The organism is Stenotrophomonas sp. (assembly GCF_032099025.1).
Lineage (GTDB): Bacteria > Pseudomonadota > Gammaproteobacteria > Xanthomonadales > Xanthomonadaceae > Stenotrophomonas.
The window spans coordinates 68843-86375 of record NZ_DAMCID010000014.1 but is presented as its reverse complement, the minus strand read 5'-3'; the positions used below and the strand labels follow the sequence as shown (position 1 = coordinate 86375).

The window sequence follows — 17533 nt, the reverse complement described above, 5'->3', positions numbered from 1 at the left end:
CGTCACGCGCATGCATCGTCAGTTGTCATCGAGGTAGGCACCGCCTCCCAGCTGGCGTGCCTGGCGCTGGATCCACGCGGCGCGGCGCTGTACGTAGGGCCCGGGCCTGGCGGCGTTGTAGCGGCGCGGCGCGGGCAGCACCGCCGCCAGCTTCGCGCTCTCGCCCGGGGTCAGGCGCGCCGCGTCCTTGTTCCAGAACTGCCGGGACGCGGCCTGGGCGCCGTAGATGCCATCGCCGAACTCGGCGATGTTGGCGTACATCTCCAGGATCCGCGACTTCGGCCAGAGCGCCTCGATCAACACCGTGTACCAGACCTCCAGGCCCTTTCGGATCCAGCTGCGGCCCTGCCACAGGAACAGATTCTTGGCCACCTGCTGGCTGATCGTGCTGGCGCCCCGGAGCCGGCCACCGCGCGCATTGTGGTCACGCGCCTTCTCGATCGCCTGCAGGTCGAACCCGTTGTGCTCCGGGAAGCGCTGGTCCTCCGCTGCCACCAGCGAGATTGGCAGGCTGGCCGCCATCTGGTCCAGGTCGCGCCATTGATGGTGCAGCCGGTAGCGCCAGTCGCCCTGGCCCAGCGCCTCGCCGTAGCGCCAGAGCATCACCGTGGACAGCGGCGGATCGACCACGCGCAGCACCACGACCTGCAGCACGCTGCCCACCACGAACAGCACGGGCAGCCACAGCAGGTACTTCCAGCGCCAGCGGCGTGGGCGTGACGGTTCCAGGCCCGGATCGGCCTTGTGGTTGCTGCGCTCTGCCCCCATTACTGGTGCATCCTCTGCTTGCATGGTTGTCGGCGCATTATCCGGCAACACGCCCCCATTTAAATAAGCGCAGCCACCGACCCGATGACCGCCCAGACCGATTCCCTCGTCCGCTTCCTGCTCCCCGATGCCGGCGTCCGCGGCGTGCATGTGCACCTCGACGCCACCTGGCAGGAAATCCTGTCCCACGCCAGCTATCCGCCCGTGGCGGCCGAACTGCTGGGCGAAGCCAGCGTGGCCTCGGCCCTGTTCACCGGCCACACCAAGGTGGATGGACGCCTGTCCATCCAGCTGCGCAGCAGCACCGCCATGCGCACCCTGTTCACCGAGTGCACCGCCGCCGGGACCCTGCGCGGGATCGTGCAGATGTCCGACGAGGGCGATGCCCCACGCGACCTGACCGCCCTGGGCGACGACGCGCTGCTGGCCATCACCATCGAAAACCCCGGCCTGGACCCGCGCGAGCCGCAGCGTTACCAGAGCCTGGTCGGACTGGGCGCGCCGGGCCTGGATGAGGCGTTCGAAGACTACTTCCGCCAGTCCGAACAGCTGCCGACGCGCCTGCTGCTGGCCGCCGACGGCACCCGCGCCGCCGGCCTGCTGCTGCAGAAGCTGCCCGGCGACGGGGGTGACGAGGATGGCTGGGTCCGCGCCAGCGCCCTGTTCGAGACCCTCGGCAAGCAGGAACTGCTCGACGTGGACGCCGAAACGCTGCTGGTGCGTCTCTTCCACGAGGAGAACCCGGAACTGCTGGGTGCCCGCCCGCTGCGCTTTGCCTGCTCCTGCTCGCGCGAGCGCGTGGAGAGCATGCTGCAGTCGCTGGGCGAGGAGGAAGCCCGGGCCTCCGCCGAGGCCACCGGTTCAGTCGATATCCGTTGCGAATTCTGCGGACAGGAGTATCACTTTCCCTTGACGGAATTCGACATACTGTTCAGCGACGCCGTCGTTTCATCGCCGGCACCTGAACGGCTTCAGTAATCGCCGCGCGAGTTTTGTTCTGGGGAGAACCAAGACTTGTTAAGAAATCATAAACGCCCTAGGATCAGTGTCCCGCTTCGGCGGGAACTTGTGTTCATCACCGCTGTCTGAGAGTTCCCATGCGTGCCCTTCTGCGTCTACCGCTGGCCCTGATGATCGCCCTCGCCGCGATCCCGGGCGCGCATGCGCAATCCAAGGCACGCCAGGACAGCACGGTGATTCCGGTGTGGAACAAGGGCAGCGGCAAGGTCGAGGCCCTGCTGTACCTGGAACCCACCGGTGAGCAGGCGGCCGGCGCGCGCTGGCACTTCGGGCGCAGCTCGCTGGACGCGGCCTTCGGGCTGTCCTCCGGCGATTCGCTGGGCCTGCTGTGCAACAGCAGCCGCGGCACCAGCATCAGCGGACTGGCCAGCCATTGCATGCTGGCCAGCCTGGGCGACGATGACGACAACACCCTGAGTCGCCGGGTCACCGGCACGGCGGCGTTCAACCGCCCGGGCGGTCGCCTCGGCATCACCGCCGGGACCGGCAAGGACACGCTCCCGGCCTGGCTGGCCGGCCCGAACAAGTCGCCGGCGCTGCGCGCCGAGCAGAACGACCTCACCGTGTTCGGCCAGAAGAACATCGGCCGCGAGGGCTTCGTATCCATTGGCGGCACCTACGCCAAGGCGCGCCTGGTGCCCCTGTCCGATGTCTCCCCTGCCCTGGTGGACCGCTGGGACAGCAAGAGCCTCACTCTGGGTGCCGGCTATGGCAACTTCAGCGGCAACATCATCGGCCGCGTGGTCGATGTGCCGGGCCAGCCCGGCAAGTGGGAAGGCCTGGGCGTCGGCCTGACCTGGCGTACGCCCTGGAGCGGCCAGCTCACTGTGGGTGCGGAGAACGTCATCACCCGCGGCAAGAACCCCTTCGCCCCGCGCAATGAAAGCACCGACGAGGGCACGGTGCCCTACGTCCGCTACGAACAGGATCTCTGAGAGGGTCGCCCCTCCAGTCTGCTGACCAAGGCGCGTCTCCGACGCGCCTTTTTTCTGCGCGTCGCCTGTGACCGGCCCTCCATTCAGACAGGGCCGATGGCGCCAGATTTGAAAAAATGTGCTGAAAGTCATGTCTCAAGTTGACCCCCTCAAGACCCCATTTGCCCCCCTCGGTGACGGAAAGCCTTGTCCCGCAAGGACTTTGCCGAATTTCACCCAAAACACATGAAGTATTAACGGGTCTTTAATTTCTCTGACGACGTGGTTACTATCGAGTCAGCTTCACGATTTGGAGTCGCCTTTCGCCTCCGCGTCGAAGCCCATCCAATACCACGTAGCACCCAAGTCCCCTTGGAGAGAGAGAGCCAATGAATTGCAGGACAAACAAGCTGCGCGACGCCATCGCGTTCGCGCTGGTGGTCACCGCTGGCAGCAGCGGCGCCGCCTTCGCACAGGACAACACCCAGACCCTGGACAAGATCGAAGTCACCGGTTCGCGCATCAAGCGCGCTGACCTGGAGTCCTCGCAGCCGGTCTTCACCATGAGCCGCGAGCAGATCCAAGCCCAGGGCCAGACCTCGATCGGCGACATCATCCAGAACATCGCCACCAGCGGCTCGACGCTGAACAGCACCTACAACAACGGCGGCAACGGCGAAACCCGCGTGAACCTGCGCAACCTGGGTTCCAGCCGCACCCTGGTGCTGGTCAACGGTCGTCGTTGGGTCGGTGGTACCGGCCTGGGTGGCGCAGTCGACCTGAACACCATTCCGTCGGCCGCTGTTGAGCGCGTGGAAGTCCTGAAGGACGGCGCCTCGACCATCTACGGTTCGGACGCCATCGCCGGCGTGGTCAACATCATCCTGCGCCAGAACTTCGACGGCGCCGAAGCCAACGCCTACTTTGGTCAGTACGACAAGGGCGACGGTTCGCGTGAAGCCTATGACTTCACCATCGGCTCGGCCGGTGACAAGTGGCACGCCACCCTGGGTGTCGGCTACGTGAAGGAAGAGGCCGTGTGGGCGGGCGACCGTGCCATCTCCTCCGTGCCGGTCTACGGCGCAGTGCCGTACACGGGCAACAGCTCCACCACCCCGGAAGGCCGCTTCGGCTTCTACCAGCAGGTCGGCACCAACCCCGACGGTTCGCCGCGCTTCGGCGCTGCGCGTCCGAATGGCACGGAAGGCTACTTCATCACCGGCAACGGTGGCAGCACCTTCCGTAACTACACCCAGGCCGACAGCTTCAACCACGCGCCGGGCAACCTGCTGATCACCCCGCAGGAACGCACCTCGATCTTCGCCGACGCCGGTCTGAACATCACCGACAACGTGCGCTTCAAGACCACGGTGACCTACAACGAGCGTGAGTCCGAGCAGATCCTGGCGGCCATGCCGATCGTGCTGGGTCGCGCCGCACCGGGCACCAACGGCGCCAATATCGTCATCGACGCCGACAACATCTACAACAACACCGGCCGTGATATCGACTACATCCAGTACCGTGCAAACGAGACTGGCGGTCGTATCTACAAGCAGAACGTGAAGACCTACGCGTTCAACGGTGCGTTCGAAGGTGACTTCGAAGTCGGCAGCCGGTTCTGGAACTGGGAAACCGGTATGTTCTACGGCAAGAACGACCAGACCGACGTCACCACTGGCTTCTTCAACATCTCCGCGCTGCGTAACGCCCTGGGCCCGTCGTTCATCGATGCTGGCGGCGTGGCACGTTGCGGCACCGCAGCCAACACGGTCGACGGCTGCGTGCCGATGAACATGCTGAGCGGCGCCGGCTCGCTGACCCCGGAAATGATCGATTACGCCGGTTTCACCGCGCATGACGTCTACGGCTACGAGCAGAAGACCTATTACGGCAGCATCGGTGGCGAGCTGTTCGACCTGCCGGGCGGCGCGTTCGCCTTCTCGCTGGGTGCCGAACACCGTGAAGAGTCCGGCTTTGACGGCCCGGACGCCCTGATCAACTCCGGCGACACCACCGGCAATGCGCGTACTGCGACCGACGGCAGCTACAAGCTGGACGAAGCGTACCTCGAACTGGCAATCCCGCTGCTGTCCGGCGTGACCGGCGCGCAGCTGCTGGACTTCAGCGTGGCGACCCGCTTCTCTGATTACAGCAACTTCGGCAACACGACCAACAGCAAGTTCGGTTTCCGCTGGAAGCCGATCAACGACCTGATGATCCGTGGTAACTGGTCCGAGGGCTTCCGCGCTCCGACCATCAGCGAACTGTACTCGGGCATCAGCGACACCTTCGAAGACGTGGCCGATCCCTGCGCCGGCGTCCAGACGGGCAACGCCAACACCCCGCCGGCCAGCTGCGCAGGCGTGCCGGCGTACAACCAGTCCAACTCGCAGATCCGTACCACCACCGGTGGCAATCCGAATCTCGGGCCGGAAACCTCGACCTCCAAGACCCTGGGCTTCGTCTACAGCCCGAGCTTCGCACCGGGCCTGGACGTTTCGGTTGACTGGTGGAACATCAAGATCGAAGGTGCCATCTACGCGCAGACCGCCCAGCAGACGCTGGACTCCTGCTATGACCAGGGCGTGGCTTCGCAGTGCGACCTGATCGAGCGTGATAGCACCGGCCAGATCTCGAACCTGCTGGCCGTGCCGAGCAACGTCGGTACGATGGAAGTGGAAGGCTGGGACGTGACCCTGGGTTACCGCCTGCCGGATACCACCTACGGCAGCTTCAGCTTCGTGCTGGATACCGCGTACACCTCGAAGTACACCATCGAAGATCCGGTGACCGAAGGCTACAACCGCGTCGGCAACTACCTGAGCCGCGACAACTACTGGCGTGTGCGTTCCAACCTGCTGGTTGCCTGGCAGCTGGGTGACTTCGGTGCGACCGCATCGGCACGTTACTACTCGCGTCAGAACGAAGACTGCACCGGCACCGCTTTCGGTGGCGCCAACTTCGCTCTGCTGTGCTCGGACGCCGATCATATTGGCCTGAAGGGTGAACCGGATCCGCAGCGCAAGATCTCCAGCGTCACGTATACCGATCTGAGCGCCTACTGGCAGTCGCCGTGGAACGCCCGCATCACCGTGGGTGTCAACAACGCCTTCGACCGCGATCCGCCGAAGTCGTTCACCACGTTTGCCAACAGCTTCGACCCGCAGTATGAAATCCCGGGTCGCTTCCTCTACATGCGCTACAACCAGAAGTTCTGATCTGGCTGTAACCGTGTAGTGTTGGACGACAACGGCCCCGCAAGGGGCCGTTGTTGTTTGTGCGGCAGGCAGTGCTCCGAGCACCGCGACGAAAAAAACGGCCCTCGCGGGCCGTTTCTCGTCTGCATGGTGGTCGGCGATACCTCAACCGATCGGAATCAACGTCTCGATCACGTGCTCCACATACGCCTCGAAGTCCTCGCGCGCCGGCTTGGGCTGCTGCAGCTGCAGCGACAACTGCAGAAAGCCCACATAGGCGGCGTACGCCAGACGCGCGCGATGCTGCGCATCGGTACGGCTCAACCCGGCCTGGCGGAACGATGCCACCAGGTACTCCAGGCGGCGGTGCGAGACGCGGTCGATGACCGGGCGCACCATCGGGTGATCCAGCGCCTTCAGCAGTTCGCTGTAGATGATGTGCGGCTGCACTTCATGGGCCACCACCTGGAACAGCTGGCGCAGGCGCGCACGCGGGTCCGGTACGTCTTCCAGGCTGCCGAACACCTGTTCCTGTTCGAACAGCTCCCAACGCTCCAGCGCGGCCTGCAGCAACGCATCGCGCGAGGGGAAATGCCAGTAGAAACTGCCCTTGGTCACGCCGAGGCGGCGGGCCAGCGGCTCCACCGCCACCGCACCGACGCCTTGTTCAGCGATGAGGTCCAGGGCGGCCTGGGCCCAGTCTTCCGCGCTCAGGCGGCTGTTGCGGCCGGCACGTGGCTCGCCGGCGGAAGCGTCAGGTTCATTCATGGTCATGATTTAACCATACGCCGGGGTCGGTTTGTATGGAATTGCGCGCCCATGGGACCCCAGACCCTGTAGAGCCACGCCCTGCGTGGCTGCCCCACCACCCGAACCATACTAGAGAGTATTGACATGCCAAAAGCCAGGTCCATACTAGCAAGTATGGTAACCCCGACCCCCTCCCTGCCCGCCACCACCGACGAGAGGCTGACCGCCGCTCACGAGGCCGTGCTGGCCGCCACCTGTTCGGGCCCCGGTCGTCGCGGTACCGTGCTGTTCGCGCACGGCTTTGGCCAGACCCGTCATGCATGGACCGCCACTGCAGAGTCGCTGGCCAGGGCCGGCTATGAAACGCTGGCCTACGACGCGCGCGGTCACGGCGATTCCGACTGGAACGCGGCGGACCTGCCCTACCACGGCGAACAATTCGCCGACGACCTGATCGTGCTGGCCGGCGAACAGCCGCAGCCGCCCATTCTGGTGGCAGCATCGATGGGCGGGCTGTTCGGCCTCCTCGCCGAGGCACGCTGGCCGGGGCTGTTCTCGGCGATGGTGCTGGTCGACATCACCCCCCGCTGGGACACGGCCGGGGTCGAACGCATCCTGATGTTCATGACCGCCCATCCGGACGGATTCGCCTCGCTGTCGCAGGCGGCCGACGTGATTTCCGCCTATATGCCGCATCGTCCACGCAAGTCCGATGATTCGCTGCGCGCCCTGCTGCGCGAGGACGGTCAGGGACGCTGGCGCTGGCATTGGGACCCGCGCCTGGTCGCCGAACTGGCGCGCGACAGTGAACACCACCAGGATGCGCTCGCCGACGCGGCGCGCCAGGTGAAATGTCCGGTGCTGCTGGTCAGCGGCGGGCGCAGCACCCTGGTCACCCCGCAGACGGTGGCCGAGTTCCTGGCGTTGGTGCCGCACGCACGCCACGTGCAGTTGCCGGAGGCCACGCATATGGTCGCCGGCGACGACAACAACGCCTTTACCGCTACTGTGTTGGACTATCTGGACGTGTTGCCCTCGGCCTCCGCCGTGGCACAGTCCGCCACAACCGAGCACGTCACCGGAGCACGCTCATGAGCATTGTCGTCCCCTTCCTCGCCATCCTGCTGGCAGGCGCAGTCGTCGCCTACCATCGGATGCGGCTGATCACCTGGACGCTCACCAGCCTCGTGCTGCTGGCGGCCTGCTGGTTCATTCCCTACATCAACCAGACCGCAACGATCGTGGCCGCCGCCATCGTCGCCGTCATCGCCGTTCCGCTGCTGCTGCCGTTCATCCGCAAGCCGCTGCTGACCGCGCCGATGATGAAGGTGTTCCGCAAGGTGCTGCCGCCGCTGTCGCAGACCGAGCGCATCGCGCTGGAAACCGGCTCGGTCGGTTTCGAAGGCGAACTGTTCACCGGTGACCCGGACTGGAACATCCTGCTCAGCTACCCCAAGCCGCAGCTCACCGCCGAAGAACAGGCCTTCCTCGATGGCCCGGTGGAAGAGCTGTGCCGCATGGTGAACGACTGGGAGATCACCCACGTCTACGCCGACCTGCCGCCGGAACTGTGGAGCTTCATCAAGAAGAACAAGTTCTTCGGCATGATCATCCCGAAGGAATACGGCGGCCTTGGCTTCAGCGCGCTGGCCCACCACAAGGTGATCCAGAAGCTGGCGTCGGTGTCGAGCGTGGTGAGCTCCACCGTCGGCGTGCCCAACTCGCTCGGGCCGGGTGAACTGCTCAACCACTACGGCACCCAGGCGCAGAAGGACCAGTACCTGCCGCGCCTGGCCGATGGCCGTGAAGTGCCCTGCTTCGGCCTGACCGGCCCGTTCGCCGGCTCGGATGCCACCTCCATTCCCGATTACGGCATCGTCTGCAAGGGCGAGTGGAACGGCGAGCAGGTGCTGGGCGTCAAGCTCACCTTCGACAAGCGCTACATCACGCTGGCCCCGGTGGCCACGCTGATCGGCCTGGCCTTCCGCATGTACGACCCGGATGGCCTGATTGGTACCACCCGCGACATCGGCATCACCCTGGCCCTGCTGCCGCGTGATACCGCCGGCGTGGAAATCGGCCGTCGCCATTTCCCGCTCAACTCGACCTTCCAGAACGGCCCGATCCGCGGCAAGGATGTCTTCATCCCGCTGACCCAGCTGATCGGCGGCGCCGAGAAGGCCGGCAAGGGCTGGAACATGCTCAACGAGTGCCTGGCCGTGGGCCGCTCCATCACCCTGCCCTCCACCGCCAGCGGCGGTGCCAAGGCCGGCGCGGTGGTGACCGGTGCCTACGCACGCATCCGCAAGCAGTTCGGCCTGTCGGTCGGCCGCTTCGAGGGCGTGGAAGAAGCGCTGGCCCGCATCGGCGGCAAGGCCTATGCGATCAGCGCGCTGTGCCAGGCCACGGCCGCTGCCGTGGATCGCGGCGACGTGCCGTCGGTGCCCTCCGCCATCGCCAAGTACCACTGCACCAGCATGAGCCGTGAGGTGATCTCGGACGTGATGGACGTGATCGGCGGCAAGGGCATCATCCTGGGGCCGCGCAACTTCGCCGGCCGCAGCTGGCAGGCCGCACCGATCGCGATCACGGTCGAGGGCGCCAACATCATGACCCGCAGCCTGCTGATCTTCGGCCAGGGTGCGATCCTGTGCCACCCGTGGGTGCTGAAGGAAATGAAGGCCGCGCAGGATCCGGACACCCGTGCCGGCCTGCAGGAATTCGACCGCAGCCTGTTCGGCCACATCCGCTTCGGCATCTCCAACGCCGTACGTTCGTTCTGGTTCGGCCTGACCGGTGCCCGTTTCGGCGCCGCTCCGGGCGATGCCTACACGCGCCGCTACTTCCGCAAGCTGGACCGCTACTCGGCCAACCTGGCGCTGATGGCCGACATCTCGATGATGACGCTGGGCGGCAAGCTGAAGTTCAAGGAATCGCTGTCCGGCCGCCTGGGCGACGTGCTGAGCCACATCTACATGACCAGCGCCATGCTCAAGCGTTACCACGACGAAGGCGCACCGACGGCCGACCAGCCGCTGCTGGCCTGGGCCTTCCATGACAGCGTGCACAAGATCGAAGAGTCGCTGTCTGCAGCGCTGCGCAACTTCCCGATCCGTCCGATCGGCTGGCTGATGTGGCTGCTGATCTTCCCGTTCGGCCGCCGTGCCGAAGCGCCGGGCGACCGCCTGGGCCACCGTGTGGCGGCGCTGCTGATGGCCCCGAACGAAGCCCGCGACCGTCTGGCCAGTGGCGTGTTCCTGACCCCGTGCGAGAACAACCCGGGCGGTCGCATCAACAGCTACCTGTCCAAGGCGATCATGGCCGAGCCGGTGGAGCGCAAGTTCATCAAGGCGCTCAAGACCAAGGGCATCGAGGCGCTGGACTTCGTCACGCAGCTGGACGAAGCCGTGGCCGAAGGCGTGATCACCCAGGACGAACGCACCCTGCTCGAAGAGCTGCGTGCCATCACCCTGGAAACGATCACGGTGGACGACTTCGACCCGAAGGAACTGCGCTCGGCCGGGTACTACGACCGCGAACAGAAGGACGTGCAGTCCGAAGCGGCGTAATTCCGCATCGACGCACCCCATACGGCGGACTTCGGTCCGCCGTTTTTTTTGAGGAGACACATCCATGGCCGCTCCCCTGTTGAACCTGTACCACCGCATGCAGCGCTGGCCGGCCGGCCAATGGCTCTTCTCACGTGCGGTCTGCTTCAAGGCCCCGTACTTCGCCAGCATCGCGCCGCGCATTACCGTGCTCGAACCCGGTCGCTGCGAGGGCCGCATCGCGCACCGGCGCAAGGTCACCAACCACATCGGCACGGTGCACGCGATCGCGCTGTGCAACCTGGCCGAACTCACGGCGGGCCTCATGGTGGATGCCTCGCTGCCCAAAGGCATGCGCTGGATCCCCAAGGGCATGGAAGTGAAGTACCTGGCCAAGGCCACCGGCCCGCAGCACGCGGTGGCTACGCCTGCGCAGCCGATCGTCGCGGCCGAGGCAGGCTACGCGTTGCCGGTCAACGTGCAGATCCGCGACACCTCGGGCACTGCGGTGTTCGACGCGCGGATTGATATGTGGGTGTCGCCGGTCAAGAAGTCTTGAGGCTCCACGCGAAGGGCAGCGTTTCAATTCATACGAGCTGGGGCGGCCGTCGGGCAGCCCCGCTCCGGGATATCCCGTGCCTTCGGCCCGCGATATCCGCGCATTCCACCTCATCCCCGCGCCGTTGGCGCGCCCCCTTCAACAAGAAGAGGGCTCTTCCCCCAGCAGGGTCCGCGAACGAAGTGCAGACACGCATGGCGTGTCTCTACGAGGGACGCCGAGCCCACCGCGACCCCGGCAGCATGCACGCATGCTCGCGCACGCGTCCCCGGTAGGGTTGCTTCCCAAACAACCGCCCGCGATGCCGATCGCATGGCGACGCCTAAAAAAACGGAAACCGCCGTCGCCGTTGATCTCCATAGGCCACCCGCCAACCGTCAAAGGGTCGGCGGGGGTGGGTTTGCGGGACTGTAGAAAACATGGGCACGGCGCATGCGCCGGGCGGGTTGGGCAGGACGCCCAACCCAGGCCTTGCCGTGTACGCAGGATTGCGTACACGAGCAAGTTTTCTACCCCATGGACGGATTCACGGCGTGTCCCGCAAACCCGCACCCGCCGGCCCAGCGCGAGCACGTTCGCAGACCTGGGCTGTTCGCCCAAATGCATGAAGCAGCCGGGCAACGCCCGGCTCTACCGGACGTCATGCAACCCGAGCTGTCATACAACCCGAGCTGTCAGGCCGGCACGAACTGCCACGCAACAACGGCCAGGATCGCAGGCACGGCCTGGATGAAGAAGATCCGCTTGTTGACGCTGTACGCGCCATAGCAGCCGGCCACGATCACGCAGCCGAGCATGAAGTTCACCAGCATGGGCAGGTGGTCGAACAGGCCCCAGAACAGACCGGCGGCCAGGAAGCCGTTGTACAGCCCCTGGTTGGCCGCCAGCACCCGTGTGAGCTCCGCCTTCTCCGGCGTGTTGCGGAACGTCTTCAGGCCCAGCGGACGCGTCCACAGGAACATTTCCAGCACCAGGAAGTACACGTGCAACAACGCGACCACCAGGGTCAGGATCAGTGCGGTCCAGTACATGCGCAACCCTCGAACAAGATGAAGAGAGCTTACTCCGGCCGCTCGGCCGGCAGCTTCTTTTCTTCGCGCAGCACCCGGAACGCCGCCGCGGTCATGATCCCCGCCACCGCCAACCCGCCCGCGAACACCGCGTGCGACCCGAACAGCGACAGCCCCTTGTGCACCCAGGCGAAGGTCAGGTCCGCACCGCGGTACACCACCGTGTCGATCGCCGCACCGGCCTTGTAGCGCCACTGCCGGTCCACACGCGTGTAGATCGTCTCGCGTGCCGGCTTGGCCAGCGAGAACTCGCTGGCGCGCGTCATCACCTGCACCATCGCCACCATCAACGGCAGCGGCGACGCCGCCAGCACCGAAAAACCGACGATGATCGCAAAGCCCGGAATCAGCAGCGCCGGCGCGATTCCGTAACGCGACAGCAGCCAGCGGGTCAGCCCCAGCTGCAGCACCAGCGTCAGCGCATTGACCGCCAGGTCCACACGCGAGAAGAATGCCGTACTGGCCGCCGGGTCCGTGTACAGCCTGCGCACGATGGACGCCTGCTCGTTGTACAGCAGCGTGCCGATGCCCACCCCGAACACCACCATTACCGCCAGCCAGCGCAGCAGCGGCTCGCGTGCGATCAGCTTCAGCCCATCCAGCACCCCGCCGCCCATCGGGGTCTCGCCCGAGACCCGGCTTTCCTCACGCTCGCGCGCCACCGCCCACAACCGCAGCCGCCAGATGCATAGCAGGCACACACTCAGGAACCCGGCCGATACCAGCATCAGGTTGGCGATGCCCACCCGCTGCACCAGCGTCGACGTCAACGTTGGGCCGAGGAACGCCCCGATCGTGCCCGCCGCCCCGATATAACCGTAGAAGGCCCGTGCCTGGGTATTGGAGAACACATCGGCCATGAAGCTCCAGAACACCGCCACCGCGAACAGGTTGAAGACCGTGATCCAGAAGAAGAACAGCATGCCTCGCCCCGGCACCCCGCTGTCGAACAGCGCGTAGAAGCCCAGCAGCGTGACAATGAAGAAGCCGTAGACCACCGGCAGGAACACCCGGCGTGGGTAGCGGCTCACCAGCGCCCCGTACAGCGGCTGCAGCACCAGCATGATCGCGAACACACAGGTGAACAGGAACTGCAGCACGAAGTCCTGCAGCGCGATGCCGTGGGCGGAGAACCAGCCGATCAACGACGCCGGGAACACCGTCTGCAGGTCGGCCGAGGCCGCCATCGCCTCACGCACCGGCCGCAGCACGTAGTAGCCACTGAGCAGGCAGAAGAAGTACACGCTGGCCCAGAGCAGCGGCGGCGACTGGCGCAGCGACGCGCGCAGGCCCGGGCGCGCGGACGGGGAAGGCACCGGGGCGGTCATTGCACGCGGGTCCCGCGCAGGCGGCGTCGCAACGGCAGCATCGTGGGGATTCCGGGCAGCAAAGCGCGCAAGGTAAACGATGCACCGCAACATCGCCAGTGGTCGGCGTGCGCACCCGTGCAACGCAGTGCCGCGCGCTGGCTTATGCTCGTGGCATCACCGTTGGGGAACGGACATGTACGACTACATCATCGTCGGCGCAGGCTCGGCCGGCTGCGTGCTGGCCAACCGGCTCAGCGAGGATCCGCAGTGCCGCGTCCTGCTGCTCGAAGCCGGCCCCCGCGACCGCAACCCGTTCATCCACATGCCGGCCGGGCTGGCCCGGCTGGTCAACAACCGGCGCATCAACTGGAACCTGTACACCGAACCCGAACCGGCGCTGGACGGACGGCGGCTGTGGTGGCCGCGCGGCAAGGTGCTGGGCGGCTCCAGCTCGATCAACGCAATGTGCTACGTCCGCGGCGTGCCGGCCGACTACGACGCCTGGGCAGCGGACGGCGCCCTCGGTTGGGACTGGGCGCAGGTCCTGCCGTGGTTCTTGCACTGCGAGGCCAACAGCCGCGGTGCCAGCGCGCTGCACGGCGATGCCGGACCGCTGTCGGTGTCCGACCTTCGCCACCACAACCCCCTCTCCGACGCATTCCTGGACGCAGCCGTACAGGCCGGCCACCCGCGCAATGACGACTTCAACGGCGCGCAGCAGCTCGGCGTGGGCCTGTACCAGGTCACCCAGCGTGACGGCGCCCGCTGCTCCAGCGCCACCGCCTACCTGCGCCCGGCGCGCCGACGGCGCAACCTCACCGTGTTGACCGGCGCCCACGCGCGCATGCTGACCTTCCAGGGCGACACCGCCAGCGGCATCTACTTCCGCCATGCCGGTGCACATCGGCATGCCAGCGCCAGCACCGAAGTGATCCTCAGCGCCGGTGCCATCCACTCCCCGCACCTGCTGATGCTGTCCGGCATCGGCCCGGCACGGCGCCTGCGCAGCCACGGCATCACCCCGCGCGTAGACCTGCCCGGGGTCGGCGGCAACCTGCAGGACCACCTGGACATCTGCACCCTGGTGCACACCCAGCCCGGGGTCAGCTACGACCGCAGCAATCAGGCGCGCATCGCCTTCGACTATTTCCTGCGCGGACGGCGCGGCGCGGGCACCAGCAACATCGCCGAGGCCGGCGGCTTCGCGCGCTCGCCGCTGGCGCCCGATGCCCGCGCGGACGTGCAGTTCCACTTCGTCCCGGCCATGCTCGATGACCACGGCCGCCACCGCCTGCCTGGCGATGGCTACACCCTGCACGCCTGCGCGCTGCATCCGCGCAGCCGGGGACGCATCCACCTGCGCGATGCCGACCCGGCGTCGCCGCCGCGGATCGAGGCCAACTACCTGGGCGACGCCGACGGCCACGACATGGCGATGTTGAAGGCCTGCGTGCGCATGTCGCGCGAGATCCTGCGCCAACCGGCGTTCGACCGCTGGCGGGGCGCGCCGATCTTCCCGGACCGCGATGACCTGGACGGTGCCGCGATGGCCGCCTTCATCCGGGCCAAGGCCGAGACCATCTACCACCCGGTGGGCACCTGCGCGATGGGCACCCATGCCGACGCCGTGGTCGATCCCCACCTGCGCGTGCACGGGTTGCGCCGGCTGCGCGTGGTGGATGCCTCGGTGATGCCGCAGCTGGTCAGCGGCAACACCAACGCGCCCACCCTGATGCTGGCCGAGCGGGCCGCGCACTGGATCCGTGCGGCCGCCACGCCAACCTGAACAGGGCTGCGCCGCGACGCTGGCTCGAGCCCCTCCCATTCGATGCAAAAACCGGGCCTTTTCAATGCGATACGCATTCATCTTCGCTTCGTTTGTGCAATCAGGAAAAGCAGCGCTAGAATCGGTCACAGCAGTTGCGCACGGGCCCCACACGATGAAACAGAACAGCAGGCGCCGACCGATCCGTTCGGCGGCAACCGGGTTGCTGGGCATGCTGATGCCCATCGCAATGTCTTCCACCGCACAGACGTCCAGTGCCGCGCCGGCCGCGTTCCCCGTCAACATCGAGAACAGCGCCGCGGCCAACGTGCCGCACACCCAGCCGGCCGCCTATCGCGCCACGGTGGCCAACCCGAAGGTGCTGCCGCCGGCGCCCGGCTTCAACGTCGCCGCGATCGAATCGATGGCCCAGCAGCTCACCTATGGCGAGCGCGTGCCGGGCATGGCCGTGGCGATCGTGCAGGGCGGCCGCGTGCTCAGCGCGCGCGGCTACGGCGTCACCGACGTCAACAACCCGCAGATGGTCGACGCGCACACCGTGTTCCGCCTGGCATCGCTGTCCAAGGCGTTCGCCGGCACCATGGCCGGCCTGCTGGTCAACGATGGCACCCTGCGCTGGGACAGCAAGGTCACCGACTACGTGCCGGGCTTCCAGCTCAGCTCGCCGGAGGCGACCGAGCGGCTGACCGTCGCCGACCTGCTCAGCCATCGCGTCGGCCTGCCGTACAACGCCTACGACCGCGATGTGGAGGCCAACGCCGAGTACTACACGCTCACCCACAAGCTGGCCTCGACCTCGCTCAAGTGCCAGCCGGGCGATTGCTACGCGTATCAGAACGTGGCCTTCAGCTTGATCGGCGACGTGGTTTACGCCGCCTCCGGCAGCTTCTACGAGCAGTCGGTCGAGCGCCGTCTGTTCAAGCCGCTGGGCATGGACGATGCAAGCCTGGGCCTGGCCGGCATCCAGGCCAGTTCGCGCTGGGCGCGTCCGCACGTACGCAGCCGCAACGGCTGGGTATCGCTGTCTCCCAAGCCGACGTACTACCGCCTCGCCCCCGCGGCCGGCGTCAACGCCAGTGCCAGCGACATGGCGCAGTGGCTGCTGGCCCACACCGGCCACCGCCCCGACGTGTTGCCCGCGCCGCTGCTGGCCACGCTGCATTCGACCCTGATCAACACGCCCGGCGAGATGCGTTCGGGCTGGCGCCGCGAACGCTTGAATTCGGCCGGCTACGCGCTGGGCTGGCGCAACTTCGACTACGCCGGGCATGAAGTGATCTTCCATGCCGGCGCGGTGCAGGGCTATCGCGGCCTGGTCGCCCTGATCCCGGAACGCGACCTCGGCATCGCGATCATGTGGAACGGCGAAAGCAGCCTGCCCAGCGGCCTGCTCCCGACCGTGCTGGACGCGGCGATGGGCCTGCCGAGCCAGCGCTGGCTGGACGTGGACACCGACTTCGGCAGCGACAACCTGATGACCGAAGACAGCAGCCCGGGCCCGGGCAAGCGCAAGGGTGTGTCGTCAGATCGCGCGGTGGCGTCGCCGAGGTAAGCGACGTTGGACGTATGAAAAGAACGAGGCGGCCAATGGCCGCCTTTTTCGTCTGGTAGTGCCGGCGGCTGGCCGGCGCATCGTCTGAACCAGGGTAGTGCCGGCCGCTGGCCGGCTCCCGACACCGCCTGGGCCGGCCAGCGGCCGGCGCTACATGTCGGGATCAACATTCGTTGATCCCTCGCGGGAGGGACTTTTTTCTGCTGGCAAAAAAAAAACCCCCTCCCGCTGGGCTGCCGGGAAGGGGGTTTCAGGTACGGCTATCGGGAATGGATCAGATCAGCGGTGCCGGGGTTGCCGGCAGGGCGACCGGTGCAGCCTTCTTCTTGCGGACCGCCGGCTTGCGCTTGGCGACCTTCTTCACTGCCTTCTTGGCCGAGCCCTTCTTGGCTGCCGGCTTGCGCGCGGTGGCCTTCTTGGCGGTGGCCTTCTTGGCTACCTTGCGGACAGCCTTTTTGGCGGTCTTCTTGGCAGTCTTCTTGGCAGCCGCCTTCTTGGCTACCTTGCGGACGGCCTTCTTGGCGGTCTTCTTGGCGGCGGCCTTCTTGGCAACCTTGCGGACTGCCTTCTTCGCCGTCTTCTTCACTGCCTTCTTCGCGGTCTTCTTGGCGGCGGCCTTCTTGGCGACCTTGCGGACCGCCTTCTTTGCCGTCTTCTTTACTGCCTTGCGGGCAGTCGCCTTCTTGGCTGCCTTCTTTACCGTCTTCTTGGCCGCCGCCTTCTTGGCGACCTTCTTCACGGCCTTCTTGGCAGCCGCCTTCTTGGCGACCTTCTTCACGGCCTTCTTGGCGGCCGGCTTTTTCTTCGCAGCTTTCTTAGTTGCCATGGGATGGCTCCTCGTCAGTGATCTATGGAGTTGAAACGCCCAGGTAAAGCAAACCCGCCAATGGTGCTGCGCGGGGACCGCCGTCGCGTCGTGCGCGTCGTGACGGATACGGGGACACCTGCCGCGACCGATCGGGCAGGTGTCGAATCAGAAAGGGGGGTGCGGTTCGCCGAAGGAAGCGAAGCCATCTCCACCGTCATCGGACGCGAGGTGGATGTCCAGGTTGTGCT

General features: G+C 66.2%; 13 protein-coding genes. 8 read left to right on the top strand and 5 right to left on the bottom strand.

Annotated elements, in window-relative coordinates; all coding sequences use genetic code 11:
• Positions 1-18: 18 nt before the first annotated feature.
• On the bottom strand, positions 19-768 hold the full coding sequence (gene mtgA, locus RT456_RS11800) for a monofunctional biosynthetic peptidoglycan transglycosylase (RefSeq protein WP_313346757.1): 750 nt from the start codon (positions 766-768) through the stop codon (positions 19-21).
• Between the two features lie 84 nt (positions 769-852).
• Between mtgA and RT456_RS11795 the strand changes: the two genes are divergently transcribed.
• The 3 genes from RT456_RS11795 to RT456_RS11785 all read left to right on the top strand — a co-directional run bounded on the left by RT456_RS11795 (position 853) and on the right by RT456_RS11785 (position 5923).
• The gene (locus tag RT456_RS11795; RefSeq protein ID WP_313346754.1) at positions 853-1746 is read left to right on the top strand and encodes an Hsp33 family molecular chaperone HslO; all 894 of its coding nucleotides are present in this window, start codon (positions 853-855) and stop codon (positions 1744-1746) included.
• Positions 1747-1898: 152 nt separating this feature from the next.
• Positions 1899-2723: a hypothetical protein gene (locus RT456_RS11790; RefSeq protein ID WP_313346819.1), complete on the top strand. Its 825-nt coding sequence runs from the start codon at positions 1899-1901 to the stop codon at positions 2721-2723.
• 368 nt (positions 2724-3091) lie between these two features.
• On the top strand, positions 3092-5923 hold the full coding sequence (locus RT456_RS11785; RefSeq protein ID WP_313346751.1) for a TonB-dependent receptor: 2832 nt from the start codon (positions 3092-3094) through the stop codon (positions 5921-5923).
• Between the two features lie 144 nt (positions 5924-6067).
• On the opposite strand, the gene RT456_RS11780 is transcribed toward RT456_RS11785, so the two are convergent.
• Entirely contained in the window at positions 6068-6670 is a 603-nt protein-coding gene (locus RT456_RS11780; RefSeq protein ID WP_313346748.1) for a TetR/AcrR family transcriptional regulator, read from the bottom strand.
• A 156-nt stretch (positions 6671-6826) separates the two neighbouring features.
• Here RT456_RS11780 and RT456_RS11775 point away from each other — a divergent pair, with 156 nt between their 5' ends.
• The 3 genes from RT456_RS11775 (at position 6827) to RT456_RS11765 (ending at position 10759) form a co-directional block, all read left to right on the top strand.
• Entirely contained in the window at positions 6827-7747 is a 921-nt protein-coding gene (locus RT456_RS11775; protein WP_313346745.1) for an alpha/beta hydrolase, read from the top strand.
• Positions 7744-10221, top strand: a complete 2478-nt coding sequence (locus RT456_RS11770; RefSeq protein ID WP_313346742.1) for an acyl-CoA dehydrogenase — start codon at positions 7744-7746, stop codon at positions 10219-10221. Before RT456_RS11775 ends, RT456_RS11770 begins: the two co-directional genes overlap by 4 nt.
• Positions 10222-10285: 64 nt before the next feature.
• Positions 10286-10759: a hotdog fold domain-containing protein gene (locus RT456_RS11765; protein ID WP_313346739.1), complete on the top strand. Its 474-nt coding sequence runs from the start codon at positions 10286-10288 to the stop codon at positions 10757-10759.
• A 674-nt stretch (positions 10760-11433) separates the two neighbouring features.
• Here the strand turns inward: RT456_RS11765 and RT456_RS11760 are convergent.
• Positions 11434-11790 carry a DUF1304 domain-containing protein gene (locus RT456_RS11760; RefSeq protein WP_313346736.1) on the bottom strand — a complete coding sequence of 119 codons (357 nt, stop codon included), beginning with the start codon at positions 11788-11790 and terminating at the stop codon, positions 11434-11436.
• 29 nt (positions 11791-11819) lie between these two features.
• Positions 11820-13157, bottom strand: coding sequence for an MFS transporter (locus tag RT456_RS11755; protein WP_313346730.1), 1338 nt, complete (start codon positions 13155-13157; stop codon positions 11820-11822).
• Positions 13158-13332: 175 nt separating this feature from the next.
• Here RT456_RS11755 and RT456_RS11750 point away from each other — a divergent pair, with 175 nt between their 5' ends.
• Positions 13333-14925 (top strand): choline dehydrogenase, encoded by a 1593-nt coding sequence (locus RT456_RS11750; protein ID WP_313346727.1) that lies wholly within the window; start codon positions 13333-13335, stop codon positions 14923-14925.
• 154 nt (positions 14926-15079) lie between these two features.
• Entirely contained in the window at positions 15080-16477 is a 1398-nt protein-coding gene (locus tag RT456_RS11745) for a serine hydrolase domain-containing protein (protein WP_313346725.1), read from the top strand.
• Between the two features lie 274 nt (positions 16478-16751).
• Here the strand turns inward: RT456_RS11745 and RT456_RS11740 are convergent, their stop codons facing one another.
• On the bottom strand, positions 16752-17303 hold the full coding sequence (locus RT456_RS11740; protein WP_313346722.1) for a hypothetical protein: 552 nt from the start codon (positions 17301-17303) through the stop codon (positions 16752-16754).
• Positions 17304-17533: the final 230 nt, after the last annotated feature.

What these genes read in the sequence shown, in the direction of transcription:
- RT456_RS11740 (WP_313346722.1), bottom strand. Translation starts at nt 17,303, where the DNA reads ATGGCAACTAAGAAAGCTGCGAAGAAAAAGCCGGCCGCCAAGAAGGCC.
- RT456_RS11755 (WP_313346730.1), bottom strand. Translation starts at nt 13,157, where the DNA reads ATGACCGCCCCGGTGCCTTCCCCGTCCGCGCGCCCGGGCCTGCGCGCG.
- RT456_RS11745 (WP_313346725.1), top strand. Translation starts at nt 15,080, where the DNA reads ATGAAACAGAACAGCAGGCGCCGACCGATCCGTTCGGCGGCAACCGGG.
- RT456_RS11790 (WP_313346819.1), top strand. Translation starts at nt 1,899, where the DNA reads ATGATCGCCCTCGCCGCGATCCCGGGCGCGCATGCGCAATCCAAGGCA.
- RT456_RS11780 (WP_313346748.1), bottom strand. Translation starts at nt 6,670, where the DNA reads ATGAATGAACCTGACGCTTCCGCCGGCGAGCCACGTGCCGGCCGCAAC.
- RT456_RS11795 (WP_313346754.1), top strand. Translation starts at nt 853, where the DNA reads ATGACCGCCCAGACCGATTCCCTCGTCCGCTTCCTGCTCCCCGATGCC.
- RT456_RS11770 (WP_313346742.1), top strand. Translation starts at nt 7,744, where the DNA reads ATGAGCATTGTCGTCCCCTTCCTCGCCATCCTGCTGGCAGGCGCAGTC.
- mtgA (WP_313346757.1), bottom strand. Translation starts at nt 768, where the DNA reads ATGGGGGCAGAGCGCAGCAACCACAAGGCCGATCCGGGCCTGGAACCG.
- RT456_RS11765 (WP_313346739.1), top strand. Translation starts at nt 10,286, where the DNA reads ATGGCCGCTCCCCTGTTGAACCTGTACCACCGCATGCAGCGCTGGCCG.
- RT456_RS11760 (WP_313346736.1), bottom strand. Translation starts at nt 11,790, where the DNA reads ATGTACTGGACCGCACTGATCCTGACCCTGGTGGTCGCGTTGTTGCAC.
- RT456_RS11785 (WP_313346751.1), top strand. Translation starts at nt 3,092, where the DNA reads ATGAATTGCAGGACAAACAAGCTGCGCGACGCCATCGCGTTCGCGCTG.
- RT456_RS11775 (WP_313346745.1), top strand. Translation starts at nt 6,827, where the DNA reads ATGGTAACCCCGACCCCCTCCCTGCCCGCCACCACCGACGAGAGGCTG.
- RT456_RS11750 (WP_313346727.1), top strand. Translation starts at nt 13,333, where the DNA reads ATGTACGACTACATCATCGTCGGCGCAGGCTCGGCCGGCTGCGTGCTG.